A 26,258-nucleotide genomic window follows, 5' to 3' on the forward strand; every position below is an offset into this window, starting at 1 on the left:
TCTTGCACGGACTGCAAAGTTCTCGCGTCATCCGCAGGTGACGGCACGGGGCAGGGTCCCGTCGACGAAGAAGCGGTCGACCCGGTCGTTGATGCACGGCACCTGGTTCCGGTAGGCGGTGTGCCCCTCGCCGCGCAGCGAGAGCAGCACGCCGCCCGGCAGCTGGCCGGCAAGGCTCTGCGCCCAGGCGTAGGGCGTGGCGGGGTCGCCGGTCGTGCCGAGCACGACGATCGGCGGGGCGCCCTTCGCGGTGACGCGTTTCGGCGCCCCCTCCGGCTTCACGGGCCAGTTGCCGCACACCGCGTCGCCCAGGTCGTTCGTGTTGTCCGCGGCGCGCAGGGGGTCGGCCGCGTCGAGCTGCTCCCCCTGCGCCTCGAGGGTCGCCCGGTCCGTCGTCACCGGCTTGTCGAGGCAGTTGACCGCGTAGATGGCCTCGAAGAGGTTGCTGGTGTAGCCCGAGCGCCCGCGGTCGACGTAGGCGTCCGCGAGCGCCTGCACGGCGTCGGGGCGACCGCGGAGCAGGGCGTCGATCGCCTCCGACAGCACGGGCCAGGACTGCTCGTCGTAGAGCGACGCGTCGATGGCGGTGCGGAGGACCGCGCTGTTCACCGCCCGGCCGTCCTTCGCTCGCATCGGGGTGGCCCGCAGCTCGAGCAGCAGGTCGGCGATCCGGGCGATCGCACCGTCGACGTCGTCGCCTCGGAACGGGCACGACGACGCGCTCAGGCAGTTCCGCAGGTAGGCGCGCAGCGCCGCACCGAACGCCTTGGTGTTCGCGAGGGACTCCTGGAACGTGGAGAGCGACGGGTCGACCGCGCCGTCGAGCACCATCCGCCCCACCCGCGGTCCGAAGCGGTCCGCGTACAGCGCGCCGATGTAGGTGCCGTAGGAGAAGCCGAAGTAGTCGAGCTTCGACTCCCCCGCCGCGGCGCGGAGCATGTCGAGGTCCTGGATCGTGTCCGCCGTGCCGACGTGCGCGAGCCGATCCCCCGACCGGTCGAGGCACGCCCTGCCGAACGCCTTCGCCCCGTCCTCGACATCGGTCCGGAGCGCGGAGCTGCCCTCGGGCAGGTCGGGGTCGTCGAACAGGAACCCGTCGAGCTGCCGGGTGCCGTAGCAGTCGACCGGGGCGGACGCGCCGACGCCCCGCGGGTCCCAGGCCACGAGGTCGTAGTGGTCGAGCAGGTCCTTGTCGTAGAACGTGCTCGCCGCCCCGCGGAGGAAGTCCACGCCGGACACGCCCGGGCCGCCGGGGTTCGTGAACAGCGTGCCGAGCCGTTTCCCCGACGCCGGTCGCTGGATCAGGGCGAGCGAGATGCGCGCGCCTCCCGGGTCGGCCCAGTCCTCGGGCGCCGTCGCGGTCGTGCAGCGGAAGCCGCCGCCGCAGTCCTTCCACACGAGCCGCTGTCCGTAGTACGGCCGCAGCGCCGCCGACACCCCGTCGGTGTCGGGCGTCGTCGTCACGGTCGGCAGCGGCAGCACCCCGCACCCCGCCAGCAGCACCGCGCAGAGCACGGCGACCGCTGCGGCGAGCGCCCGCCTCACGCGGTCCTCGCGAGCACGGCGGAGACGAGCATCGCCTCGAGGGCGAGCAGGGGCGGCACGTTCGCGGGCAGACGGCGGCGCGCGTCGGCGATCGCCTCGAGCACCTGCAGGGTCGCCGTCGGCCGGGTGCGGGCCGCGAGGTCGGCGACCTCCTTCGCCCACGCCGCGTTGACCGGCGCGAGCCCGGCGCCGAGCTGCACCATGAGCACGTCCCGGTACACCGACAGGAGGTCGACGAGCACGCGGTCGATGCCGTCCCGGAGGCCCCGGGTCGCCCGCCGCTTCTGGTCCTCCTCGAGCTGTCGCAGCACGCCCCGCAGCTGCGGCGGCACCGCGCCACCCGGCTGCACGCCCATCGAAGCGAGGGCCTTCTCCCGCTCCGAGTCCTCGCGCTCGTGCGTGAGCGCCGTCGAGTCGGCCTTCGCGATCTCGAGCAGCTTCGCCGCGCCCCGCACCGCCTTCGGCACGGTGTCCGTCTCGAGCACGAGTCGGATGCTGTCGTGCCGACGCGCCCGCGCCTCGGCGTCGGTCGCGAGCCGGTGCGCCATGCCGATGTGGCTCTGCGCCTCCTGCGCGGCCCGGAGCGCGACGTCGGGATCGACGCCGTCGCGCTCGACGAGCAGCCCGGCCACGGCGGCCGGCTCCGGCACCTGGAGGCGGACGACGCGGACCCGCGACCGGATGGTGGGCAGCAGGTCCGCCTCGCTCGGCGCACAGAGGATCCACACCGTGCGCTCCGGCGGCTCCTCGAGCGCCTTGAGCAGCACGTTCGACGTGCGCTCGGTCATGCGGTCCGCGTCCTCGACGACCATGACCCGGTAGCGGGCGACCGACGGGGAGTACTGCGAGGAGGTGACGAGCCGCCGGACCTCGTCGATGGAGATGGTGACGCGGTCCGAGGCGAGCACCGTGAGGTCCGGATGGGTCCGGGCGTCGACCTGAGCGCGCACGCGCTCCCGGCCGGCGGGGTCGTCGTCCTCCTCCGTCGTCAGCAGCGCGGTCGCGAACGCGTACGCGAGGTTCGACCGGCCCGAGCCCGGAGGTCCCGTGATCAGCCAAGCGTGCGTCATCACGCCGACGCCGCCGTCGGCGCGCTTCGAGTCGCGGGCCGCTGCGGCGATCGCCTCGACGGCGGCCGTCTGGCCCACGAGCTCCGCGTACGCGCCGACGTCCGTCATCGCTCGAGGCGCGGCTCGACCGCGGCGCGGACGTCGGCCGCCACGACCTCGGCCGGTCGCGCGCCGTCCACGACGACGAAGCGCTCCGGGGACGCGGCGGCGAGCGCCAGGAAGGCGGCGCGCACGCGGGCATGGAAGTCGTCCTGCTCCGCCTCGAGCCGGTCCTCGGCGGCGCGGCCGCCGCGCCGGGCGCGCGCCTCCACCGGGTCGACGTCGAGCAGGATCGTCAGGTCGGGCAGGAGCCCCTCGGTCGCCCAGGTGGACAGCCCCCGCACCTCCTCCGGGTCGAGCACCCGGCCGGCGCCCTGGTACGCCACGGACGAGTCGAGGTACCGGTCCTGCACGACCACGTCGCCGCGCTCGAGCGCGGGGCGCACGACGGTCGCGACGTGGTGGGCGCGGTCCGCCGCGTAGAGCAGCGCCTCCGCGCGGGGCGCGACGTGACCGCCGTGCAGCAGGAGGTTCCGGATCTCGGCGCCGAGCTCGGTCCCGCCGGGCTCGCGGGTGCGCACGACGGTGCGGCCCCGCTCGACCAGCCAGCGTTCGAGGGCGACGGCCTGCGTGGTCTTGCCCGCCGCGTCGCCGCCCTCGAGCGTGAGGAACACGCCTACGCCTTCTTCGTCGCGCGCTTCGTGGTCGTGGTGCGCTTCGCCGGCGTGCGGGCCGTCGTCTTCTTCTTCGGCGCCGGACCCTTCGCGCGCTTGTCGGCCAGGAGCTGCTTGGCCCGCTCGAAGTCGACGGCCTCCACATCCTCGCCGCGCGGGATGGTCGCGTTCGTCTCGCCGTCGGTGACGTAGGCGCCGAAGCGGCCGTCCTTGATGCGGATCGGCTTGCCGCTCACCGGGTCGGCGTCGAACTCCTTCAGCGCCGACGACGCACGGCGCGCGCCGTACTTCGGCTGCGCGAACAGCTCGAGTGCCCCGGGGAGGTCGACGGAGAAGATGCTGTCCTCGTCGGGCAGCGTCCGGGTGTCCGTCCCCTTCTTCAGGTAGGGCCCGTAGCGGCCGTTCTGCGCCGTGATCGGCTCGCCGCTCTCCGGGTCCTCCCCGACGGTGCGGGGCAGCGCCAGCAGCTGCACGGCGGTGTCGAGGTCGACCGTGTCGGGCGACATCGACTTGAAGAGGGACGCGGTCCGCGGCTTCGGCGCGGTCTTCGCCGCCTTGCCGGTCGGCACCTCGTCCTCCGGGATCACCTCGGTGACGTAGGGGCCGAACCGGCCGTCCTTCGCGACGAGCGTGCGGCCCGTCTCCGGGTGCTGTCCGAGGACGCGGTCCTCCTGCGGCGGGGCGTCGACGAGCTCGCGCGCCTTCGCCGGGGTCAGCTCGTCCGGCGCCAGGTCCGGCGGCAGGTTCACGCGCCGCACGGCGGGCTCCCCCTCGGCGAGCTGCCCGGTCTCCGGGTCGACGACCGGCTCGGTCGGCTCCGCCACCTCGAGGTAGGGGCCGTACCGGCCGATGCGGAGCGTGATCCCGTCGCCGACCGGCACCGAGTTGATGCTCTTCGCGTCGATCTCGCCGAGGTTGTCGACGACGGAGCGCAGGCCGGGGTGTCCGGTGTGCCCGAAGTAGAACTCGCGCAGCCAGTCGACGCGCTCGGCGTCGCCGTCGGCGATGCGGTCGAGGTCGTTCTCCATCTCGGCGGTGAAGTCGTAGGCGACGAGCTCGGTGAAGAACTCCTCGAGCAGCTTCACGACCGAGAACGCGATCCAGTTCGGCACGAGCTGGGTGCCGCGCGGGACGACGTAGTTGCGGTCGACGATGGTCGAGAGGATCGAGGCGTAGGTGGAGGGCCGCCCGATGCCGAGCTCCTCCAGCTTCTTCACGAGGCTCGCCTCCGTGTACCGCGGCGGCGGGGAGGTCTCGTGGCCGTTCGCGGTCGGCTCGGAGGGGGTCAGCGCCTGCCCCTGCACGAGCTGCGGGAGGCGCTCGTCGTCACCGTCGGCGTCGCGATCCTCGTCGCGCCCCTCCTCGTACGCCGCGAGGAAACCGCGCACCGTGATCACGGTGCCGCTCGCCGAGAACTCGGCATCGCGGCCGCCCGCCGTCAGGCCGACGACGACGGTGGCCGTCGAGCCGGTCGCGTCGATCATCTGCGAGGCGACGGTCCGCCGCCAGATCAGGTCGTAGAGCCGCTGCTCGGTCGAGGTCAGGGTGCCGCGCAGGGAGTCCGGCGTCGGGAACACCTCACCGGAGGGGCGGATGGCCTCGTGCGCCTCCTGCGCGTTCTTCGACTTGCCCGTGTAGATGCGCGGGGCGTCCGGCACGGTGTCCGCGCCGTACAGGGCACGGGCCTGCGACCGGGCCGCCTGCGTCGCCTGCGACGACAGCGAGGGCGAGTCGGTGCGCATGTACGTGATGTGGCCGTTCTCGTACAGGCTCTGCGCGACGGACATCGTCTGCTTCGCGCTGAAGCGGAGCTTGCGCGCCGCCTCCTGCTGCAGGGTGCTCGTCGTGAACGGCGCGGCCGGGCGACGGCGGTAGGGCTTCGTCTCGAGCGAGACGACGCGCGCCGTCGGGGACTCCGCCTCGATGGCGGCCACGAGGGCGCGGGCCCCCGCCTCGTCGAGCACGACCGCGTCGGTCCGCAGCGCGCCGCGGTCGTCGAAGTCGCGGCTCCCCGAAGCGACGCGCTTGCCGTCGATCCGCTGCAGGCGGGCGCCGAACGCGGACCCTCCTGAGGCTCTCGAGGGGCTGCCGCCCTCCGGAGCGAAGCGTGCGAGCACGTCCCAGTAGGACGCGGAGACGAACGCGAGGCGCTCGCGCTCCCGGTCGACCACGAGCCGCGTGGCCGCGGACTGGACGCGACCGGCGGAGAGGCCCGGCCCGACCTTGCGCCACAGCACCGGCGAGACCTCGTAGCCGTAGAGGCGGTCGAGGATGCGCCGGGTCTCCTGCGCGTCGACGAGCGCGGTGTCGAGCTCGCGGGTGTTGTCCCGCGCCTTCGTGATCGCATCCTTGGTGATCTCGTGGAACACCATCCGGCGCACGGGGACCTTCGGCTTCAGCACCTCGAGGAGGTGCCACGCGATGGCCTCGCCCTCGCGGTCCTCATCAGTCGCGAGGTAGAGCTCGTCGGCGTCCTTGAGCGCGCGCTTCAGATCCGCGACCGTCTTCTTCTTCTGGTCGGAGACGACGTAGTAGGGCTCGAACCCGTTGTCGACGTCGACGGAGAACTTGCCCATCGACCCCTTCTTCAGCTCGGGCGGAAGGTTCTTCGGCTCGATGAGGTCCCGGATGTGCCCGACCGAGGCCTGGACCTCGTAGTCGGGTCCCAGGTACTTGCCGATCGTCTTCGCCTTGGCCGGCGACTCGACGATGACGAGCTTCTTGCTTCCGGGCATGGCCACCTCCTCGCCGTACTCCCGACGCCCCCGTCATGACCGGCCCGCACCAGCGCGGCCGGGGGCCGGTCCCGCACACCATACACACGGCGCCGACACCCGTCGGCCGCTCGCGCTCGGCCCCCACCCCTGCTTCAGGGCGCGCGAGGCGGCCCGGCGAGGGCGTCCGCAGCCACCGGGATCCCGAGGACGACCGTCGACGCGCGCACCCGGACGAGCACGCCCCGCTGCGCGCAGCGGTCGAGCCGCAGCCCGGCGTCCGCGACGAGGTCGGCGGCCCGCCCGCACGGCGTGCCGGTGGCGTTGCCGAGCGCGACGTCCGCCCCGGCGAGCGCCGCCGCGTCGGCGGCCGCGACCACGCGCCGGTGGGCGTCGAGGACGACCGCGGCCGCCGCCGCGAGGACGAACACGGCGATCACGGCCGCGATCACCGCCGCGGCGAGGGCGGTCCCGGCGCCGCCCTCCCGGTCGGTCACGGCGTGACGCCGGCCAGCGCGCACGCCGTCGCGTCGACGGGCACCGGGAGGCCGAGCAGCGGCACCTCCCGCCGCACGGTCGCGCAGACGGTCTCGCGGCGTCGCTCCGTGCCGGTGACCCCGGACGGCAGCGGCTGCCCGACGGCCGCGGCGCGGGCGGCCTGCGCCGCGGCGTCGACGACGCGCAGCCGCTCGACCCCGATCCGGAGGCCGCCGAGGCAGGCCGCCAGCACGAGCAGCACCGCCGGCACGGCGACCGCGAACTCGGCGGTCACCGTGCCGCGCTCCCCGTCAGCTCGGCGCGGCGAGCGCACGGGTGATGAGGCCGAGCAGCAGGCCGCGGACCTCGTCGCTCCGCAGCACCACCACGAGCAGCGCCGCGAAGCCGACGGCGGCGATCGTCGCGATCGCGTACTCGGCGGTGACGGCGCCCTCCTCGTCGATCCGACCGGACAGCGGTTCCCTGTGCATCCCGTACCTCTTTCACTGCGTCTTCTCGGCGCACGTCGATCCCGGCACGGGCAGGACCATCCTGCGCCGCCCCGGTCCCGGATCACAGCGGGACGGCTGTGGAGGAGAGGACCGCCAGCCCGACGGGCAGCGCACCGAGCACCAGGAACGAGGGCAGCACCAGCAGACCGAGCGGGAGCAGGAGCCGCACGGCCAGCACCTCCGCGCGGATCCGGGCCGCCGCCAGCGCCGCTCCGCGCACGCGGTCCGCCTCAGCGGCCAGCAGCGCCACGACCGGGAGCCCGGCCGTCGCGGCGAAGCGCAGCACCGCCTCGAGCTCGTCGGACGGCTCGAGCACCGCGCCCGTGCCCTCGGCCGCCTCCGCGGCCAGCCGCCGGGCCGTCGACACCGGGAGGCCGGCGCCGACAGCGGTGCGCACCAGCTCGAGGTCCAGTCCGGCGGTCCAGGTCGTGCGCCGGGCGTCGCGGATGAGGCGGCGACTCCAGACGGCCGCGGCGGCGAGCAGCCCGCCGCCGATGAGGAGGGCGAGCGCCCCCGGTGGGGACACCAGCACCCTCGGGACGTCGAACCCGAACGCCCAGCCGAGCAGCGCGGTGGCGGGCGGCAGCAGGAGCACGAGGCGGGCGCTCGCGACCGGTCCGGCCATCGAGGCGGCCACCGCCCGGTGGAGCTCGGCGGTCCGGCGCGCGCCCGTCGCGGCCGTGCGGACGGCCGCGGCGAGGGGTGCGCCGGTCTCGGCCGCGAGCGCGACGACCGCGCCCGCGGCCCGCCAGGCGTCGGACGCGTCTCGGAAGGCGGCTGCGAGCGGCCGGCCGTGCTCGGCCGCGGCGGCGACCAGAGCCGCCGTCCCGGCCGCGGAATCCGCGCTCGTGCGCGCGAGGTGCTCCCACGCGGCACGCTGCGAGGCGCCCGCGGCGATCAGCGCCCCGAGCCGGTCGAGGTCGGCGGCGACCTGCTCGGCCTCGACGGCGGGGTCCGTCCGCCGGCGCCGACCGATCATGCGACCGCGAGCGCGCCGTCGCTCCGCTCGACGAGCCGGCCGATCCGCTCGACCCGGCGCGTCCCGCCGCTCCGGGCCAGGAGGACGACGAGGTCGATCGCCGCGAGCGCCTGCGCGCGCAGCGCCGGGACGGACAGCCCGGCGAGGGCGCCGAGCGCCTCGAGCCGAGCCCCGAGACCGTCCGCGTGCGCGCAGTGCACGGTCCCCGCGCCGCCGTCGTGCCCGGTGTTCAGCGCACCGAGCAGCTCCGCGACCTCGGCCCCGCGGCACTCCCCGACGACGATGCGATCGGGCCGCATCCGCAGCGTCTGGCGCACGAGCGAGGCGAGGTCGACGCCGCCGATCCCGTCCGTGTTCGGCTGCCGCGTCTCGAGCCCCACGACGTGCGGGTGGTCGACGACGAGCTCGGCGACGTCCTCGACCGTGACGATCCGCTCGTCGTGCGGCACCTCCGCCATGAGCGCGGCGAGCAGCGAGGTCTTGCCGCTGCCCGCCGGTCCGCAGACGAGCACGTTCCGCTTCGCCAGGACGGCCGCCCGGAGGACCTCCGCCTCGTCGACGGTGAGCATGCCGGTCCGCTGCAGGTCGGCGAGCCGCCACGGCCGCGCCCGCGCGATGCGGATCGAGAGCAGCGGCCCGGCCGTGCTCACGGGCGGCAGGACGGCGTGGGCGCGGGCACCGCCGGGGAGGCGGACGTCGACCGCCGGGGTGGCGTCGTCCAGATGCCGACCGCCTCCCGCGACGACGGCGACCGCGAGCCGGCGCGCCTCGGCGGCGGCGAGGGGCGGGACGTCGAGGGTCTCGAGGCCCTCCCCCGCGTCGCGCCAGAGCCGCCCGGCGCCGTCGAGCAGGAGGTCGGTGACCGCCGGGTCCTCGGCGAAGGGCGCGAGCGCCCCGAGCGCGGGGAACCGCGGCGAGAGGGGCGCGGGCACGGGCGCGGTCTCGACCGCCTCGGGTGGCGCGGCCGAGGACGGCGCGACGGGCACGAACGGCGGTGGCACGCGGGCACGCTAGGAGCAGCGCAGCACCCGCGACTCGGCCGGCTGCGACGAACGACCGGATCAGGCCTGTGGAGGAGCCGACACCCTCGTCGGACCCGAGTCGCCGGTCACTGGACGAGCGCAGCGGAGCGGCACGACTCGACCCGGACGTCGCCGTAGGGCGTCGGCGCGTTCAGCGCCGCGCTCCGGCACGCCGCGCGGCGGCGGCAGCCGCGCGGCAGTGAACGCAAGAGGCGGCACCTATTGGGGGGAACAGGTGCCGCCTCAGCAGCGCCCGACTGGGGGGAATCGACAGCGCCGCAAGCCAAGCTCTTCACTCGACGTTGCCGAGTGTACCCATTTCGAGGTCCCGTGCAAGCGATACCACCGCGTGTCGTCCACGGCGTGTCGCCCATGTCCGCGGGCATCGGTGTGCGAGTCCCGCCCGCGTGCGCCTCGGGTCGCCGTGCACCCTTGATACCGCGCGGTGCACGCGGTGGTATCAGCGGAACTGGGCGATCAGCTCGACCTCGACGGGCGAACCGAACGGCAGCGCCGCGACCCCGACCGCCGAGCGCGCGTGCCGACCGTGCTCGCCGAACACGTCGACCAGCAGGTTGGACGCCCCGTTGATCACGAGGGGCTGCTGGGTGAAGCCGGGCGCGGAGGCCACGAAGCCGACGACCTTGACGATGCGCACGACGCGGTCGAGGCCGCCGAGGACTCCGGCGACCGCGGCGAGCGCGTTCAGCGCGGCGGTCGCGGCGAGGTCCGCGGCCTCCTCCACCTCGACGTCCGCACCGAGCAGGCCGGTCCGCGCGAGCTTCCCGTCGACGAACGGCAGCTGGCCGGCGGTGAAGACGAACTCACCGCTCGCGACCGCGGAGACGTAGGAGCCCGCCGGCGCGGCGACCTCGGGGAGCACGAGCCCGAGCTCCGCGAGCCGGTCCGCGACGGCCATCAGGCGTCCTTCTCGCGCTTGAGGTAGGCGACGAGGCCGCCCTCGGGACCGGTGACGATCTGCACGAGCTCCCACCCCTGCGCGCCCCAGGTGTTGAGGATCGCGGTCGTGTTGTGGATGAGGAGCGGGGTGGTCACGTACTCCCAGGTGGTGGGCACACGTCCTCCTTTTTGGGGGTTGCGGCGGGGCGCCCGGCGTTCCGCGGGCCCCGACCTAGCCTGAAGCCTATGTCTGCACGTCCACGCCGTACCGGGTCGGGAGTCCTCGGGGTGCTCGGCATCCTCGTCGTCGCCGGCCTGATGCTCACCGTCGGCGTCGCGCCCGCGATCGCGCTGTCCGCGAGCAACAGCGGCCCCTTCGCGCTGTCCGAGGACCTGAAGATCGCGAAGCTGCAGCAGAAGACCCGGATCTACGCGAAGAAGGGCGGCAAGGACGTGCTGCTCGCGTCCTTCTACGTCCAGAACCGCGAGTCGATCAAGTGGGACGACGTCCCCGCCTCGGTGAAGAACGCGACGCTCGGCGCGGAGGACCCGCGCTTCTTCGACCACGGCGGCGTCGACCCGATGGGCATCGTCTCGGCCCTCGTCAACAACGTCGTCCACGGCAGCAACCGCGGCGCGTCGACGATCTCGCAGCAGTACGTGAAGAACGTCTGCATCCAGGAGGCGGAGCTCCTGCCGACGCAGACGCAGGTCGACGCGGCGTACGCCGAGTGCACGGGCGGCATCCAGCGCAAGCTGAAGGAGGCCCGCGGCGCCATCGCCCTCGAGAAGGCGTACTCGAAGCAGGAGATCCTGCTCGGCTACCTGAACATCGCGGGCTTCGGCGGCCGCATCTACGGTATCCAGGCCGCGGCGAAGTACTACTACGGCGTCGACGCGAAGGACCTGACCATCGCGCAGGCCGCGAGCCTGATGGCCATCGTGAACAACCCGAGCTACCTCCGCCTCGACGAGAAGGCGAACCTCGCGGCGAACAAGATCCGACGCGACTACGTGCTCGGGGTGGAGCTGAAGTACGAGCTCATCACCGAGGCCGAGTACGACGCCGCGATCCAGACGCCCGTGAAGCCGAAGATCACCCCGACCACGACCGGCTGCGCCGCCGCGAAGTCCGCCGCCTTCTTCTGCGACTACGTCGTCAACGTGGTGACCAACGACCCGGCCTTCGGCAAGACCCGCACCGAGCGGTACAACAAGCTGCAGAGCGCCGGCTGGAAGATCTACACCACGCTCGACCTGGGGCTGCAGAGCAAGGCGAGCGCCGCGATGAAGGCGAACGTGCCCGCGCAGTCCGCCCCCGGGACGAACCTCGGCGGCGCCGCGGTCTCCGTGCAGGCGGGAACGGGCCGGATCCTGTCGATGGTCGAGAACAAGCGGTACGACAACACCCAGAGCAAGGCGACGACGGGCGCGGACTACACCGCCACGTCGGTGAACTACAACACGGACACCGCGTACGGCGGCTCGCAGGGGTTCCAGCCCGGATCGACGTTCAAGATGTTCACGCTCATCGACTGGCTCGAGAACGGCCACGGCCTGAACGAGGTCGTGCAGGGCTCGACCGCGAGGTACCCGGCGGGGACGTTCCCGTGTGCGAACCCCGACGGTCCGTGGTCGCCGGGCAACGACACCCCCGGGGAGGGCGGCTACCAGACCGTAATGCAGGGCACGGCGGGATCCGTGAACGGCGTGTTCGCATCCATGGCGATGAAGCTCAAGCTCTGCGACATCATGAAGACGTCGCAGGACCTCGGCTTCCACCGGGCGAACGGCGAGCCGCTCGAGGCGAACCCGCCCGCCATCCTCGGCTCGAACATCAACGCGGCCTCTCCGCTCACGATGGCGAGCGCGTACGCCACCATCGCGAACAAGGGCATCTTCTGCTCCTCCGTCGCGATCGACAAGATCGTCAGCAGCGACGGCTCCAAGGTCACGCCGCCGGCGGCGGACTGCCACCGGGTGCTGCCCGAGGACGTCTCGATCGCCGTCGGGTACGCGCTCCACGGGGTGCTGACCGGCGGCACCGCCTCGATCGACCGGCCCGCCCTCGGTGGGGCCTGGGGCTTCGCGAAGACCGGCACCACGGACTTCGCGCACTCGACCTGGGTCGTCGGCGGCTCGACGAAGACCGTCACCGCCGCATGGGTCGGCAACGTCTCCGGCGATGCGAATCTGCGGCTGATCAAGGGCTGGTCGTCGTACGGGAACTCCGCCGCGGATGCGCGTCACGGGCTGTGGAGCGGCATCATGGCCGCCAACGAGGCCAAGTACCCGGGCGACACCTCCTGGCCGCAGCCGGCGTCGCAGTTCCTCTACGGGCAGAAGATCCCGGTGCCGGACGTGTCCGGCAAGTCGGTGTCGCAGGCGAAGCAGATCCTCAAGGCGGCGGGCTTCCAGGTGAAGACCGGCGGGTCCACCCCGTCCGACACGATTCCGGCGGGCTCGGTCGTCTCGACCGATCCGGCATCCGGGTCGTCGGTGGTCGCCGGCACGCTGATCACGCTCACGAAGAGCTCCGGTCAGGCTCCGACGCAGCCGACTCCGGCCCCCGGCGCGACCGCCACGGTGCCGGTGGTGCAGGGCGCGCCCATCGCCCAGGCGATCCAGACGCTCGCGGGCGCCGGCTTCACGAACGTGAACGTGACGTGGGCCCCGCAGGGCGGCGCGCTCTGCCTCGTCATGCAGCAGACCCCCGGCGGGAACACGCCGGCCGACCCGAACGCGACGACGGTGCAGCTGTCGGTCGCGGGAGACCAGAACACGTGCCAGGCCCAGCAGCAACCGCAGCCGCAGCAGTAGTCCGGACCGCGGCGGTCGCAGGCGCGGCCGCCGCGGTGTGGGGCGTCGGCGTCGAACGGCTCGCGTTCACCGTCCGGCGCGCGACCCTGCCGGTGCTCGCGCCCGGCACCGCCGACCTGAAGGTGCTGCACCTCTCGGACCTCCACATGGCGCCGTGGCAGCGCCGCAAGCAGCGCTTCGTCCGGGAGCTCGCCGACCTCGAGCCGGACCTCGTCGTGAACACGGGCGACAACCTCGGTCACCGGATGGGTCTGCTCGGCATCAAGGCGGCGTTCGAGCCGTTCCGCGGTGTCCCGGGCCTCTACGTCTGGGGCTCCAACGACTGGTGGGCGCCGCAGCCGAAGAACCCGTTCGCGTACTTCGGCGGCCCGTCCGGCGTGCCGACGGAGCCCGAGCGGCTCGCCACCGACGCGCTCGGGTCGTACCTCGAGGGCCTCGGCTGGACGAGCCTCAACAACCGGACCGCTCGGCTCGTGGTGCGGGGCACCCCGATCGACGCGTTCGGCACCGACGACCCGCACCGCGAGTACGACGACCTCGCCGCGCTGAACCCGGGGCTGCGGGGCCTGCGCCAGCGCAAGGTGCGGCCGGCCCTGTCCCTCGGGGTGACGCACGCCCCCTACCGGCGCATCCTCGACGCCTTCGTCGACCGCGGCGCCGACCTCCTGCTCGCCGGCCACACCCACGGCGGCCAGGTCTGCGTGCCGGGCTTCGGCGCGCTCGTCACGAACTGCGACATCCCCCGCGAGCAGGTGAAGGGCGTCTCCTCCTGGGAGCACGACGGCCGCACCGCGGCGCTCGAGGTCTCCGCCGGGCTCGGCACCTCCATCTACGCGCCGGTGCGCTTCGCCTGCCGCCCGGAGGCGACGCTCCTCACCCTCACCGCTCGCCCGGCCTGACCCACTTTGCTCACGCTTCTTGCCGCCCACCGGGTCGGGAAGCGGCAAGAAGCGTGAGCAAAGCCCGGGTGGAGCCGGGCGGGCGGTGGGTCCGCTATCCTTGTCCAGCCCGCTCGCGCGGGCACCGGGATATAGCGCAGCTTGGTAGCGCGCCTCGTTCGGGACGAGGAGGTCGTGGGTTCGAATCCCGCTATCCCGACCACAGCCGTCGACCGCATGAAGAGCGCCGCGTCCTGTCGCTCCCATCTCGATTCGGCACTCGCCTGGTCCGACGCCGGGGCTAGCGTCGGGCCGTGCATGATGGCGGATCGGGGCTCTCGCCGGAGCAGCGCCGGATACTCGCCGAGTGGTTCCCGCGGCACCGCGTCCTCGCGGACCACAGCTGGGGCCTCGTCGGAACGTTCGTGCTCGAGGTCGACACCGGGAGCGGTCGGGTCATCGTCAAGGCCGGTGACGAGCACGACCACCACCTCGGCAGGGAGGTCCGCGCGCATCGCGAATGGCTGACGCCCTGGACGTCGATCGGCCGAGCCCCGGCGCTCCTCCGCGCCGACGAGCGTGCTCGCATCATCGCCACCCGCTACCTGCCCGGTCGACTGGTGCAGGGCGCGCCCGAGGAGCTGGAGCCCGACGTCTTCCGGCAGGCGGGCGCACTGCTCGCACTGCTGCACGGGCAGCGGACCGTCATCGACCACGACTACGCGCGGATCCTCCGCGACGAGGTGCTGAGCCGGTTCGAGCAGCCGCACCGGATGTCGGCGGCGACCGTCCGAGCCGCGCGGGCGGAGGTCGAGGCGTGGTCGACGGACCCGGTCGAGGTCGTGCCGACGCACGGCGACTGGCAGCCGCGCAACTGGCTCCTCCATGAGGGCGAGGTGGCCGTCATCGACTTCGGGCGCGCGGAGCTGCGGCCCGCGCTGAGCGATCTCGTGCGTCTCGAGAGTCGCAGCTTCCGGCACGCTCCGGCGCTCGAGGCGGCGTTCCTGGAGGGCTACGGCGCGGACCCGCGCGACTCGCCCTGGTGGCGGCGGGAGCGACTCCGCGCCGCGATCGGCACGGCGGTCTGGGCGCTCGCCGTCGGCGATGCGGAATTCGAGGCGGAAGGGCGGCGCGAGGCCGCCGCGCTCCTCGGTACGAGCGAGGCCTGATCGCGCTCCGCGACCGGAGTGCTCGCCGCGGGGCCGCAGCATGGGGTCGTGAGCGAGCAGCGACGTCGGCGCCGCGCGGCCGTCCCGCTGCTCGCGGTCGCGGTCCTCGGGCTGGCCGGGGTCGCCGTCGCGGTCGCCACGCTCGTCCTCCGACCTGAGCCGTTCCCCGCGCCGAGCCCGCTCGGCCCGGAGCGGATCGCGATCCAGGAGGGCGTGCCGCTCGCGCCCGACACGACCGGGACCTCGCGCCGGGTGCGGGACGGGGTCGCGTGCTCGGCCGGTGAGGGGACGGCCCAGCACCTCCACGCGCACCTCGCCGTCTACGTCGACGGCGTGCTGCGGCCGATCCCGGCCGGCGTCGGGGTGGTCGCTCCGTCGATCACGAGGCGCGGGACGTCCGCCGAGTTCGCCCGGGCGACGCACTGCTACTACTGGCTGCACGTCCACGCGCGCGACGGGATCATCCACATCGAGACGCCGACGAAGAACCCGTCCACACTCGGCCAGTTCTTCGCCGTCTGGGGTCAGCCCCTGAGCGCCTCCCGCGTCGCGGGCGCGAAGGGGCGCGTCACCGTCCTCGTCGACGGTCGCGTCGTCCGCGGCGACCCGGCCGACGTCGTGCTCCGGCGGCGGGAGTCGATCCAGATCGACGTCGGCGCGCGGGTGCCGTTCCAGCCCGTCGACTGGAGCCGCAGCCACCTGTGATCGGCGTGGAGGCGGGACGATGGCGGGATGACGGACGACTGGGACGAGCGGGTGGCACGGTTCTGGGTCGAGTTCGACGACGGGGACCCCGATGCGGCGCTGGCCGGGATGCACGCGCTCGTCGGCGAGCGGCCCGACGGCGACGCCCGCGCGCTGTACGAGCGGGGGTCGGTGCACGACTCGCTGGGACAGGAGCAGGAGGCGATCCCGCTCTACCGCGCGGCGCTCGCCGCCGGCCTCGACGAGGAGCACGAGCCCCAGGCGGTCATCCAGCTCGCGAGCTCCCTCCGGAACGTCGGGGACGTCGAGGAGGCGGTCGCGCTGCTCCAGACCGCGGGGCTGACGGCCTGGACGGGCGACGCGGCCCGCGCCTTCCTCGCCCTCGCGTTGCGGGACGCTGGGCGCCCGGACGAGGCGCTGCAGGTCGCACTGCTCGCGCTCGCCCCGACCCTCCCCCGCTACACCCGCGCGGTCCGGGCCTACGCGGACGACCTCACCCGCGCGTGATCCCGCCGCTGCGCGGCGCGGTCGGCGGCGGGTGCCAGGATCGCGGAGCCGCATCGCGGCCGACGCCGGGAGGACCCATGCACATCGCGCAGCGCGCTCGGGAGACCGAGCCCTTCCACGCGCTCGCCTTCGGGCAGCGGGCGGCGGACCTCGAAGCCGCCGGCCACCACGTCGTGAAGCTCTCCATCGGCGAGCCCGACTTCGGCGCGCCGCCGGCCGTGCGGGAGGCGATGCGCGACGCGATGGACGGACGCCCGCTTCCCTACACGCCCGCGCTCGGGCTCCCCGAACTGCGGCGGACGCTCGCCCGCTTCTACCGGGATCGGCACGGCGTCGAGGTGGACCCGGGGCGCATCGTGATCACCTCCGGCGCCTCCGCGGCGCTGCTCCTCGTCACCGCGGCGACGACCGACCCGGGCGACGCCGTGCTCATCGCCGATCCGTCCTACCCGTGCAACCGGGAGATGGTCCGCGCCTTCGGCGGCGACCTCCGGCTCGTGCCGACCTCGCCGGAGACGCGCTACCAGCTCTCGCCCGGCGCCGTCGCGGCGGCGTGGACGGAGCGGACGAACACGGTGATGATCGCCTCCCCCTCGAATCCGACCGGCACGGCCGTGCCGGCGAACGCGCTCCGCGAGATCTGCGCGCTGGCGCGCGAGCGCGGCGCCTGGCGGATCGTCGACGAGATCTACCTCGACCTCCAGGATCCCGGCGCGGACGGCGCGCCCGCGCGGACCGTGCTGGCCGACGATCCGGACGCGATCGTGATCGGCAGCTTCTCGAAGTACTTCGGGATGACGGGGTGGCGGCTCGGCTGGGCGGTGCTCCCGGAGGTCCTCGTGCCGGTGATCGAGCGGCTCGCGATGAACTGGTTCCTCTGCGCGTCGGCGCCCGCGCAGCTCGCCGCGGTCGCCGCGTTCACCCCCGAGTCGCTCGCGGTCTGCGAGGACCGGCGGCGCGAGCTCGCGGCCCGCCGCGCCCTGGTGCTCGACGGGCTCGCCGCGATCGGCCTGCCCGTGCCGGTGCAGCCGGACGGCGCGTTCTACGTCTACATCGACGTGAGCGGCACCGACATGGACGCGTGGCGGTTCTGCGAGGAGGCCCTCCAGCACGCGCACGTCTCCCTCACGCCGGGCCGCGACTTCGCCGTCGAGACCGGTGAGACGCACGTGCGGCTCTCCTACGCCGCCTCCCGCGCCGACCTCTCGGAGGGCCTGGCCCGCCTCGGGGCGTTCCTCGACGCGCGCCGCGCCCCGGCCTGAGCGCCTCGATCGACGCTCCGTCCCTGATCCGACCGAGCGCTCCGTCGCTCGAGTGACGGGGCGTCGATCGCGCGGCGTGGACACGGCTCCCGCGGTCTGGCTGAATAACGACGTGGCCGCGCCCGTCGAGCTCGTCGTCGTCCCGCACGCCGAGGCGTGGCGGGACTGGCTGATCGCGCACGAGGACGACTCCGAGGGGGTCTGGCTGGCGCTCGCGAAGAAGGGCACCACCGAGCCGACGACGCTGGTCTACGACCAGGCGCTCGAGGAGGCGCTCTGCAGCGGCTGGATCGACGGGCAGAAGCGCGGGTGGGACGACGCCGTCTTCGCGCAGCGGTTCACGCCCCGGCGGAAGGCGTCGCTGTGGTCGACCCGCAACGTGGGTCTCGTCGCGGTCCTCGTCGCCGACGGACGGATGCGGCCGCGCGGGCAGGCGGAGATCGACCGCGCCAAGGAGGACGGCCGCTGGGATCGGGCGTACGGCGGCGCGAGGACCGCCGAGGTGCCGGAGGACCTCGCCGCCGCGCTGGCGGCGTCGCCCGCGGCCGCGGCCCGGTTCGCGGAGCTGAACCGCACGAACCGGTACGCCGTCATCCACCGCACGGTCACTGCGCCGAACCCCGCGGTGCGGGCGAACCGCCTCGCGAAGCTGGTCGCCCTCCTGGCGTCGGGCGGCGCGCCCCACCCGCAGTAGCCGAAGGGTCGCCCGCGAGGACGGGCGTGATCGCGCAGGACGGGCGTCGGTCGACGCCCGTCCTGCGAGATCACGCCCGGATCGCGGGTCAGGCCGGGAGGGCGGTGCCGGCGAGCCGGAGACGGCGCACGAACTCGCCGAGCGTCTGGCTCGGAGTGGCGTCTCCCATCGCGCCTCCGCGGTTCGGGCGCCACCATCCTCCCGGAGGACGCGGCCCGCGGCATCCTCCGTTTCGGAGGGCGGCGGTAGCGCGGGGGGGGCTAGCTGAAGTCGACGTCCGGACCGAGCGGGGCGGAGACGGTGACCGCCTCGCCGTCGAGCACGCCGCCCGATTCCGCCAGGTAGCACGCGGCGCAGAGCGACTCGTAGCCGACGTCGTTCAGGGTGTCGATGGCGACCTGCTGGCCGTCGAACACGTACTGGTCGCCGATCCGTCGCGCGTTGAACAGCGCCTTCCGCCCGCAGCGGCAGATCGTCTTCAGCTCCTCGAGGCTGTGCGCGACCTCGAGGAGGCGGGCGCTGCCGGGGAACGCCTCGGTGCGGAAGTCCGTCCGGATGCCGTAGGCGAGCACCGGGACGTCCTGCACCACCGCGATGCGGAGCAGGTCGTTCACCTGCCACGGCGTGAGGAACTGCGCCTCGTCGATCAGGAGGCAGGCGACGGGCGACCCGGTGGCCTCCACCAGCGCCCGGCGCTCCGCGAAGAAGAGCTCGAGGACGTCCGCGTCCTCGCCGATCAGGAAGTGCACCGGCCGCGTCACGCCGAGCCGGGACACGATGTCGCGGTCGCCCTTCGCGTCCACCCCGGGCTTCGCCAGCAGGACCTGCTGCCCGCGCTCCTCGTAGTTGTACGCGGCCTGCAGCAGCGCGGTGCTCTTCCCGCTGTTCATCGCGCCGTACCGGAAGTAGAGCTTCGCCATGCCTCTAGATGTACCCGTCCTCGGTGGCCCGCTGGATCAGATCGGCCTTCCGGCTCGCCGGTCGGTTCACCCGCGCGTACTTCTCCCGCACGCGCCGGAGGTACGTCTTGGCCGTCTCGAACTGCACGTGCATCTCGGCGGCGACCTCGTTCGTGGAGCGCCCGGAGGCGTACAGGCGAAGCGCGGCCTCCTCCCCCAGGCTGAGCCGGGGGCGCTCGACCTGCTCCGCCGCCCGCGGCAGGGGGCGCCAGTCGCGCTGCACGGCGCGACCCGCGGTGAGGCCCATGACCTCGCGGGCGACCGCGAGGACGTCGCCGAGCGGACGCGACTTGCCGAGGAACGCCGCCGCGCCGGCGCGCAGCGCCCGCTCGCGCAGGTCCGGGGTGTCGAGGCCCGTGAGCACGATGACCGTCGCACCGGCGGCCCGGCAGGTGCGCACCCGGGCCTCGATCGACACCGGCTCGCGCAGCTGCACGTCGATCAGCACGAGGTCCGTCGGGAAGGCGGGGCTGTGCACGAGCTGCAGCCAGGACGTCGCGGTGAGCGCGATGTCGAAGTCGGGGGCGTTCGAGCGGAACCAGGAGGCCATGCTGTCGAGGAGCACCTCGTGGTCGTCGAGGAGGGCGACGCGCACCGCGCGGGCGCGGGTCGGCGCGGCGACCGAGCGCGCGGTCCGCGTGCCGCCGCCGATGACGGTGGGCACGAGCGGATCGTCCTCGGCGGACATGGGGCTCCTCGCATCGGGGGACGCGATCCGCGCCCCTGTCCCCCGATCATGCAGGACGCCGCCGCAGCAGCGGGCGCATCCGCCCCGAACTGGGGTCAGAACAGCGTCGGCTGGGTGTCGACGGCGGCGGTCGCCCGCACGATCCCGGCGGCCCGCGAGCGCACGGTGCCGGAGGCGTCGTCGACGGAGCCGCGCTCCAGCCCGTGCTTCCGCAGCAGGGGCTCCATCCGGGCGGCGAGCCCGCGCCGGTACTCCTTCGGCGTGTGGGCGCCACCGGCGTAGAGCCGCTTGTAGGCCAGGTCGTGCTGCGGGAACCACCGGTGCAGCCACTGCAGGTACCACTGGCGCACGCCCGGCTTCAGGTGCAGCGCCGTCCAGACGACGTAGGAGGCGCCGGCGTCGGCGATCGCCGCCAGCGCGGCGTCGAGGTGCTCGACCGAATCGGTCAGGTACGGCAGCACCGGCATGAGGAAGACGCCGCACTCGAGCCCCGCCTCCCGGGCCGCTCGGACGGTCGCGAGCCGAGCGGTCGCCGACGGGGTACCCGGTTCGACGAGCTCCTGCAGGTCCGGGTCGAACACCGCGACCGACATCGCCAGGTCGACCGCGCCGGTCTCCGCGATGCGGGCCAGCAGCGGCAGGTCCCGCCGGAGGAGCGTCCCCTTCGTGAGCAGCGAGATCGGGGTGCCGGCGTCCGCGAGCGCCTCCAGGATCCCGGGCATGAGGCGGTAGCGCCCCTCCGCCCGCTGGTAGGGGTCGGTGTTCGTCCCGAGCGCGACCGGGTCACCGCGCCAGGACGGCCGGTGGAGCTCCGCCCGCAGGACCTCCGCCACGTTGACCTTCACGACCACCTCCGCGTCGAACGCGCCGGGGTCGTCGAACTCGAGGTACTGGTGGGTCGGCCGGGCGAAGCAGTAGACGCACGCGTGGGAGCAGCCTCGGTAGGGGTTGATCGTCCAGCCGTAGGGCGTGCCCGGCACGTGCCCGGGGACGCGGTTGAGGGCGGACTTCGCCCGCACCTCGTAGAAGGTCATCCCCGCGAACTCCGGCGGCCGAGTGGTGCGGACGAGGTCGTGCACCTTCGCCAGCCCCGGCAGCGCGCCGGGGATGTCGGCGCCCACCTGCTGCCCGGCCCATCGCATGGGCTCATTCGAACACGCGTTCGAAGCAAGCGCAACTCGGGGCTTCACGGATACGGAGATCCGGGACGCTGCGCGCCGCGGATCTCCGTATCCGTGAACCGGTCCTAGGCGGTGAGGCCGAGCGTCCTCGCGGTCGACTCCTGGATGCGGCGCGCGTTCCGCGGGTCGTCGGAGAGCAGCGAGCCGTAGGTCGGGATGAGCCGGCGCAGCTCCGGCTCCCACGCGGCGAGCCGGTCGGGGAAGGAGCGGCGGACGACGTCGAGCATGATCGCCGCGGCGGTCGAGGCGCCGGGCGAGGCGCCGAGCAGGCCCGCGATGGTCCCGTCCGCGCCGCTCACGACCTCCGTGCCGAACTGCAGCACGCCGCCCTTCTTCGGGTCCTTCTTGATCACCTGCGCCCGCTGACCGGCGCCGAGCGGGTACCAGTCCTTCGGGTCGGCGTCGGGGTAGAACTCCTGCAGCGACGCGAACTTCGCCTTCTTCGACTTCGTCAGCTCGCGGACCAGGTACTGCACCAGCGCGAAGTTGTCCTTCGCGACGGCGAGCATTGGGATCAGGTTGTGCGGCCGCACGGAGAGCGGCAGATCGAGGAGGTTCCCCTTCTTCAGGAACCGCGGCGACAGCCCCGCGTACGGCCCGAACAGCAGGGACGCGCGGCCGTCGACGATGCGCGTGTCCAGGTGCGGCACGCTCATCGGCGGGGCGCCGAGGGAGGCCTTGCCGTAGACCTTCGCGCGGTGCTTCGCGACGATCGCGGGGTCGTCCGAACGCAACCACTGTCCGCTGATCGGGAAGAGGCCGTAGCCCTTCGCCTCCGGGATGCCGGCCTTCTGCAGCAGCTTCAGCGCCCAGCCGCCCGCGCCGACGAAGACGTACCGGGCGCTCACCTCGTGCTTGTCGAGCCCGACGGAGTGCTGCGACCGGATGCGCCACAGCCCGTTCTTCAGGCGCTTCAGCCCGGTGACCTCCGTGTTCAGGCGGAGGTCGGCGCCCTCGTCGACGAGCCCGTCCATCAGCGCCCGGGTCAGCGCGCCGAAGTCGACGTCGGTCCCGGCCTCGGCGCGGGTCGCGGCGACGGGCTCGAGCCGGTCGCGGCCCACCATGAGCAGCGGGGCCCAGTCGTGGATGACCTTCGGGTCCTCCGAGTACTCCATGTCCGCGAACAGCGGGTGGTCCGTCAGGGCCTCCCAGCGGCGGCGGAGGTAGTCGACGTGCTCCTTGCCGCGGACGAACGTCATGTGCGGCGTCGAGTTGATGAAGAGCGCGTCCTTCGGCAGCTTCGCGTGCTCCGCGAGCGACGCCCAGAACTCGCGCGAGACCTGGAACTGCTCGTTGACCTTCACGGCGCTCGTGATGTCGATCGAGCCGTCCGGGCGCTCGGGGGTGTAGTTCAGCTCGCAGAGCGCGGCGTGCCCGGTGCCGGCGTTGTTCCAGGGGTTGCTCGACTCCTCCGCGACGCCGCCGAGGCGCTCGTAGATGCGGATGCTCCAGTCGGGCTGCAGCGCGTGCAGCAGCGTCCCGAGGGTGGCGCTCATGATGCCGCCGCCGATCAGCACGACGTCGATCGTCTCGTCCTGCGCCATGGTTTTCAGCCTATCCGCGCCCCGTCGAGCGCCCGGTCAGAGGCCCCTGCGGGCGCGACGAAGATCCGTCGATCTTCACGAGCGCTCCGTTCTGAAGGAGGGTCTGCCGCGAAGCCGCAGAACCTCCTTCGAAACGGAATCAGCGGGTCGCGAGGTTCGCGGCGACGAGCTCCGCGATCTGCACCGCGTTGAGGGCGGCGCCCTTGCGGAGGTTGTCGTTGCTGACGAAGAGCGCGAGGCCGCGGCCGGCCGGCGCGCCCTCGTCCCGGCGGATGCGGCCGACGAAGCTCGGGTCCTTGCCCGCCGCCTCGAGGGGCGTCGGCACGTCCGTGAGCACGACGCCGGGGGCGTCCGCGAGCAGCTCGCGGGCCCGGTCCGGGGAGATCTCCTCCGCGAACTCCGCGTTGATCGACAGCGAGTGGCCCGTGAAGACCGGGACGCGCACGCAGGTGCCGGAGACGAGCAGGTCCGGGATCGACAGGATCTTCCGGCTCTCGTTGCGGAGCTTCTGCTCCTCGTCCGTCTCCTCGCGGCCGTCGTCGACGAGGTTGCCCGCGAAGGGCACCACGTCGAACGCGATCGGGCGCACGTACTTGCTCGGCTCGCCGAGGTCGACGGAAGACCCGTCGTGCGTGAGCGTCGTGATGTCGCCGCCCGCGACCGCCCGCTCGACCTGGCCCGCGAGCTCCGCCACGCCGGCGAGCCCGCTGCCGGAGACCGCCTGGTAGGTGCTGACCGTCAGGCGGGTCAGGGTCGCGTCGTCGTGCAGGACCTTCAGCACCGGCATCGCGGCCATCGTCGTGCAGTTCGGGTTCGCGACGATGCCCTTGCGCGCCTCGGCGAGCGCCTCGGGGTTCACCTCGCTGACGACGAGCGGCACGTCGGGGTCCATCCGCCACGCGCTCGAGTTGTCGATCACGATCGCGCCGGCGTCCGCGAACCGCGGGGCGAGCGTGCGGGAGGCGGACGCACCGGCGCTGAAGAGCGCGACGTCGATGCCCGACGGGTCCGCGGTCGCCGAGTCCTCGACGACGATCTCCTCGCCGCGGAACGGCAGCGTCGTGCCCGCGGAGCGCGCCGACGCGAAGAACCGCACGGACTCGATCTCGAGGTCCCGCTCCTCGAGGAGCTTCCGCATCACGGCGCCGACCTGCCCGGTCGCGCCGACCACGGCCACCCGCAGACCACTCATCGTCCCGTCCCTCCGTAGACCACGGCATCCTCGTCCGCGTCGAGCCCGAACGCCGAGTGGATGGCCAGCGTGGCGGCCTTCACGGAGTCGGCGCGGGTCACGACGGAGATCCGGATCTCCGACGTCGAGATCATCTCGATGTTGATGCCCGCGTCGGACAGCGCGCGGAACAGCTTCGCGGAGACGCCGCTGTTGGTCCGCATGCCGGCGCCGACGAGGGCGATCTTCCCGATCTGGTCGTCGTGCTGGAGAGACGCGAACCCGAGGACCTCCTGCTCGGCCGACAGCGCGGCGATCACGGCCTCGGCCGACGCCTTCGGCAGCGTGAAGGAGATGTCCGTGAGGCCCGTCGCCGCAGCGGAGACGTTCTGCACGATCATGTCGATGTTCGCGCCGGTGCGCGCGACGGAGGTGAACAGCTCCGCGGCCTTGCCCGGCTCGTCGCGGATGCCGACGACGGTGATCTTCGCCTCCGACAGGTCGGTCGCGACCCCGGCGATGACCGGCTCTTCCACGGGTGCTCCGTTCTCATCGAGGCCCGGCCCCGCCGGGTTGTAGACGATGGTCCCCTGCTTGTTGCTGAACGACGAGCGCACGTGCAGGGTCACGCCGTGCCGCCGCGCGTACTCGACCGAGCGGATGTGGAGGACCTTCGCGCCGGAGGCCGCGAGCTCGAGCATCTCCTCGCTCGTGATGCGCGGCACCTGGCGGGCCTTCGGCACGATCCGAGGGTCGGCGGTGAAGATGCCGTCGACGTCGGTGTAGATCTCGCAGATGTCGGCGTCGAGCGCGGCGGCGAGCGCCACTGCGGTCGTGTCCGAGCCGCCCCGACCGAGCGTCGTGATGTCGCCGGTGCCGCGGTTGAAGCCCTGGAAGCCGGCGACGATCGCGATCGCACCGTCATCGAGGGCGCCGCGGACGCGGCCGGGCGTCACGTCGACGATGCGCGCGGCGCCGTGCTGCGCGTCCGTGATCATGCCCGCCTGGCTGCCGGTGAAGGAGCGGGCGTCGTAGCCCATGCTCTTGATCGCCATCGCGAGCAGCGCCATCGAGATGCGCTCCCCCGCGGTGAGCAGCATGTCGAGCTCGCGCGGCGCGGGCAGCAGCGTCACCTCGTGCGCGAGGTCGAGCAGCTCGTCGGTGGTGTCGCCCATCGCGCTGACCGCGACGACGACCTCGTTGCCGGCCCTCCGCGTCTCGACGATACGCTTGGCGACCCGCTTGATGCTCTCCGCGTCCGCGACGGACGAGCCGCCGAACTTCTGCACGATGAGCGCCACGGATCGCCTTCCAGGTCGTCCTCCGATCCCCGTTCCGGGGCCGAGCCATGGTACCGGCGGCCGGGCGCGCTCAGCGGACGGCGATCGCCCACGCCTCCCTGGCCCGGCGGGCGGTGACGTAGACGGAGCGGATCGCGGGCACCCGCGCTGCGCGCCGCCGCACCAGGCCCGCAACGGAGGGCCGCGGCGCGGGCAGGTCCGCGACCAGCCGCCGCAGCCGCTCCTCGGTGACGTACCGCCGGATCACCGCGAACCGCTCGGCGGGCAGCGCGCGGACGGCGTCGTCGTGCACGCCGATCGACCGCTCGAGCACGCCCGGCTGCATGCTGAGGGCCGTCATCGCCGTCACGAGCTCGACGAGCGCCGGGTCCGTCTCCGCGGGCCGGAGCACGCCGCCGTCGAGCGGGACGGCGTCGTTGAGGAGGTCCGCGAGCACGATCGCCATGCGGTTGCTGTTCTGGTACGGCCGGAGGTTCCGCAGCACCGCCGCCGCACCGACCGCCACCGTGCGGAGCCCCATCGCCCGCGCGGTGAAGAGCGCGGTCGAGAAGCAGCTGACGACGAGGCCGACGTCCACCGCGGTGAAGAGCGTCTCGACGAGGCCGCCCGTGGGCAGCAGCCGCACGTCGTGCCCCTCGGCGACGAAGACGGCGACCACCGCCGCGGTCGCGTGCGCCGCCGCCTTCGGGTGGGCGCGGACGAGCACGGGGCGGCCCGGCAGCTCCCGGGTCGCGACCTCGATCATCCGTCGCAGCAGCGCCGCGTCCTCCTCCTGCGTGAGCAGCTCGAGGTCGGCGAGGTACTGGCCGACCACGACGGCGACCGGCCCGTCGACGGGAGGCGGGTCCACCCGGCCGACGGCCTCGAGCACGCGGAGGAAGCCGTCGAGCGGGAACGAGCGGTACTCGGGCTCGAACTCGCGCAGGACCCACGGCGTCGTGCCGGGCACGAGGTCGAGGTGCACGACCTCATCGATGCGGTCGCCGACGAGGGCGGGGATCCCGATCCGCGTCGGGCCGTAGGTCATGAGCCCGTCCGCGTAGACCGCGATGCGCGCGTGCTCGAACAGACGGACGAGGGAGGCGGAGGCGGTGCCGTGGATCGACTCGACCCACAGCCGATGCTCCTCGTCCTCCTCGATGCCGCACGCGGCATGCAGCTGCTCGGACGCGAGCCGGGCGGCGTGCGTGTTCGGGACGGGCGACCACCCGTGGGGGTGCTCCGGCGCGATGAGGTCGTTGAGGTGGACGACGCGACCGAAGAGCGCGAGCAGCGGCGCGTACTCCGGCAGCTCGTGCACGGCGGGCACCGCCTCGAACGCCTGCACCGTGTTCATGACGAGGAGCACGCGGTCCTCGGGCTCGCCGACGTCGAACCGGTCGATGATCGCGGCGACCCCGCAGAGCCCGAACCCGGTGGAGACCTCGAAGACGTGACGCACGCGCCG

General features: G+C 73.5%; 25 protein-coding genes and 1 tRNA gene. 8 read left to right on the top strand and 18 right to left on the bottom strand.

Annotated features, from left to right (window positions below):
* Positions 1-27: 27 nt before the first annotated feature.
* From CLV52_RS17640 to sp36, 11 genes are all read right to left on the bottom strand, one after another.
* Positions 28-1,545 (bottom strand): alpha/beta hydrolase, encoded by a 1,518-nt coding sequence (locus CLV52_RS17640; protein ID WP_133767706.1) that lies wholly within the window; start codon positions 1,543-1,545, stop codon positions 28-30.
* Positions 1,542-2,723, bottom strand: a complete 1,182-nt coding sequence (locus tag CLV52_RS17645; protein ID WP_133767707.1) for a DNA polymerase III subunit delta' — start codon at positions 2,721-2,723, stop codon at positions 1,542-1,544. The genes CLV52_RS17640 and CLV52_RS17645 overlap by 4 nt, the downstream gene beginning before the upstream one ends.
* Positions 2,720-3,328, bottom strand: coding sequence for a dTMP kinase (gene tmk / locus CLV52_RS17650; protein ID WP_133767708.1), 609 nt, complete (start codon positions 3,326-3,328; stop codon positions 2,720-2,722). Before tmk ends, CLV52_RS17645 begins: the two co-directional genes overlap by 4 nt.
* Positions 3,329-3,330: 2 nt before the next feature.
* Positions 3,331-6,063, bottom strand: a complete 2,733-nt coding sequence (topA, locus tag CLV52_RS17655; RefSeq protein WP_133767709.1) for a type I DNA topoisomerase — start codon at positions 6,061-6,063, stop codon at positions 3,331-3,333.
* A gap of 134 nt (positions 6,064-6,197) precedes the next feature.
* Positions 6,198-6,539 (bottom strand): hypothetical protein, encoded by a 342-nt coding sequence (locus CLV52_RS17660; RefSeq protein ID WP_133767710.1) that lies wholly within the window; start codon positions 6,537-6,539, stop codon positions 6,198-6,200.
* Positions 6,536-6,814, bottom strand: coding sequence for a hypothetical protein (locus tag CLV52_RS17665; RefSeq protein WP_246018204.1), 279 nt, complete (start codon positions 6,812-6,814; stop codon positions 6,536-6,538). The genes CLV52_RS17660 and CLV52_RS17665 overlap by 4 nt, the downstream gene beginning before the upstream one ends.
* Before the next feature lie 16 nt (positions 6,815-6,830).
* Entirely contained in the window at positions 6,831-7,010 is a 180-nt protein-coding gene (locus CLV52_RS17670) for a DUF4244 domain-containing protein (RefSeq protein ID WP_133767712.1), read from the bottom strand.
* Positions 7,011-7,092: 82 nt separating this feature from the next.
* Positions 7,093-8,010, bottom strand: a complete 918-nt coding sequence (locus tag CLV52_RS17675; protein WP_133767713.1) for a type II secretion system F family protein — start codon at positions 8,008-8,010, stop codon at positions 7,093-7,095.
* A complete protein-coding gene (locus tag CLV52_RS17680) occupies positions 8,007-9,011 on the bottom strand; it encodes a TadA family conjugal transfer-associated ATPase (protein WP_246018205.1) in 1,005 nt (334 codons plus the stop codon). The genes CLV52_RS17675 and CLV52_RS17680 overlap by 4 nt, the downstream gene beginning before the upstream one ends.
* A gap of 481 nt (positions 9,012-9,492) precedes the next feature.
* On the bottom strand, positions 9,493-9,951 hold the full coding sequence (locus tag CLV52_RS17685; protein ID WP_133767714.1) for a RidA family protein: 459 nt from the start codon (positions 9,949-9,951) through the stop codon (positions 9,493-9,495).
* Complete coding sequence (gene sp36 / locus CLV52_RS18575) at positions 9,951-10,109, bottom strand: Sp36 family protein (RefSeq protein ID WP_162850933.1); 159 nt, start codon at positions 10,107-10,109, stop codon at positions 9,951-9,953. The genes CLV52_RS17685 and sp36 overlap by 1 nt, the downstream gene beginning before the upstream one ends.
* Before the next feature lie 69 nt (positions 10,110-10,178).
* Here sp36 and CLV52_RS17690 point away from each other — a divergent pair, with 69 nt between their 5' ends.
* The 8 genes from CLV52_RS17690 to CLV52_RS17725 all read left to right on the top strand — a co-directional run bounded on the left by CLV52_RS17690 (position 10,179) and on the right by CLV52_RS17725 (position 17,967).
* Positions 10,179-12,752, top strand: a complete 2,574-nt coding sequence (locus CLV52_RS17690; protein WP_133767715.1) for a penicillin-binding protein — start codon at positions 10,179-10,181, stop codon at positions 12,750-12,752.
* On the top strand, positions 12,716-13,651 hold the full coding sequence (locus tag CLV52_RS17695) for a metallophosphoesterase (RefSeq protein WP_133767716.1): 936 nt from the start codon (positions 12,716-12,718) through the stop codon (positions 13,649-13,651). Before CLV52_RS17690 ends, CLV52_RS17695 begins: the two co-directional genes overlap by 37 nt.
* A gap of 125 nt (positions 13,652-13,776) precedes the next feature.
* Positions 13,777-13,853: transfer RNA gene (locus tag CLV52_RS17700), tRNA-Pro, on the top strand.
* 91 nt (positions 13,854-13,944) lie between these two features.
* Entirely contained in the window at positions 13,945-14,799 is an 855-nt protein-coding gene (locus CLV52_RS17705) for a phosphotransferase family protein (RefSeq protein ID WP_133767717.1), read from the top strand.
* A 48-nt stretch (positions 14,800-14,847) separates the two neighbouring features.
* Entirely contained in the window at positions 14,848-15,504 is a 657-nt protein-coding gene (locus CLV52_RS17710) for a hypothetical protein (RefSeq protein WP_133767718.1), read from the top strand.
* 27 nt (positions 15,505-15,531) lie between these two features.
* On the top strand, positions 15,532-16,011 hold the full coding sequence (locus tag CLV52_RS17715; protein WP_133767719.1) for a tetratricopeptide repeat protein: 480 nt from the start codon (positions 15,532-15,534) through the stop codon (positions 16,009-16,011).
* A 77-nt stretch (positions 16,012-16,088) separates the two neighbouring features.
* The gene (locus CLV52_RS17720; protein WP_133767720.1) at positions 16,089-17,273 is read left to right on the top strand and encodes an aminotransferase class I/II-fold pyridoxal phosphate-dependent enzyme; all 1,185 of its coding nucleotides are present in this window, start codon (positions 16,089-16,091) and stop codon (positions 17,271-17,273) included.
* Positions 17,274-17,349: 76 nt separating this feature from the next.
* Positions 17,350-17,967 carry a YdeI/OmpD-associated family protein gene (locus CLV52_RS17725; RefSeq protein WP_246018206.1) on the top strand — a complete coding sequence of 206 codons (618 nt, stop codon included), beginning with the start codon at positions 17,350-17,352 and terminating at the stop codon, positions 17,965-17,967.
* A 260-nt stretch (positions 17,968-18,227) separates the two neighbouring features.
* On the opposite strand, the gene CLV52_RS17730 is transcribed toward CLV52_RS17725, so the two are convergent.
* The 7 genes from CLV52_RS17730 to CLV52_RS17760 all read right to left on the bottom strand — a co-directional run bounded on the left by CLV52_RS17730 (position 18,228) and on the right by CLV52_RS17760 (position 26,252).
* Positions 18,228-18,887 carry a thymidine kinase gene (locus tag CLV52_RS17730; protein ID WP_133767721.1) on the bottom strand — a complete coding sequence of 220 codons (660 nt, stop codon included), beginning with the start codon at positions 18,885-18,887 and terminating at the stop codon, positions 18,228-18,230.
* Positions 18,888-18,891: 4 nt separating this feature from the next.
* Positions 18,892-19,614 (bottom strand): DNA-binding response regulator, encoded by a 723-nt coding sequence (locus tag CLV52_RS17735; RefSeq protein ID WP_133767722.1) that lies wholly within the window; start codon positions 19,612-19,614, stop codon positions 18,892-18,894.
* A gap of 95 nt (positions 19,615-19,709) precedes the next feature.
* Positions 19,710-20,756 (bottom strand): Rv2578c family radical SAM protein, encoded by a 1,047-nt coding sequence (locus CLV52_RS17740; protein ID WP_133767723.1) that lies wholly within the window; start codon positions 20,754-20,756, stop codon positions 19,710-19,712.
* Between the two features lie 104 nt (positions 20,757-20,860).
* The gene (locus tag CLV52_RS17745; protein WP_133767724.1) at positions 20,861-22,339 is read right to left on the bottom strand and encodes a malate:quinone oxidoreductase; all 1,479 of its coding nucleotides are present in this window, start codon (positions 22,337-22,339) and stop codon (positions 20,861-20,863) included.
* 139 nt (positions 22,340-22,478) lie between these two features.
* A complete protein-coding gene (locus CLV52_RS17750; protein WP_133767725.1) occupies positions 22,479-23,531 on the bottom strand; it encodes an aspartate-semialdehyde dehydrogenase in 1,053 nt (350 codons plus the stop codon).
* Positions 23,528-24,811 (bottom strand): aspartate kinase, encoded by a 1,284-nt coding sequence (locus CLV52_RS17755; RefSeq protein WP_133767726.1) that lies wholly within the window; start codon positions 24,809-24,811, stop codon positions 23,528-23,530. The genes CLV52_RS17750 and CLV52_RS17755 overlap by 4 nt, the downstream gene beginning before the upstream one ends.
* Positions 24,812-24,881: 70 nt before the next feature.
* Positions 24,882-26,252, bottom strand: a complete 1,371-nt coding sequence (locus tag CLV52_RS17760; protein WP_133767727.1) for a polysialyltransferase family glycosyltransferase — start codon at positions 26,250-26,252, stop codon at positions 24,882-24,884.
* Positions 26,253-26,258: the final 6 nt, after the last annotated feature.

The organism is Amnibacterium kyonggiense (genome assembly GCF_004364555.1).
Classification (GTDB): Bacteria; Actinomycetota; Actinomycetes; order Actinomycetales; family Microbacteriaceae; genus Amnibacterium; species Amnibacterium kyonggiense.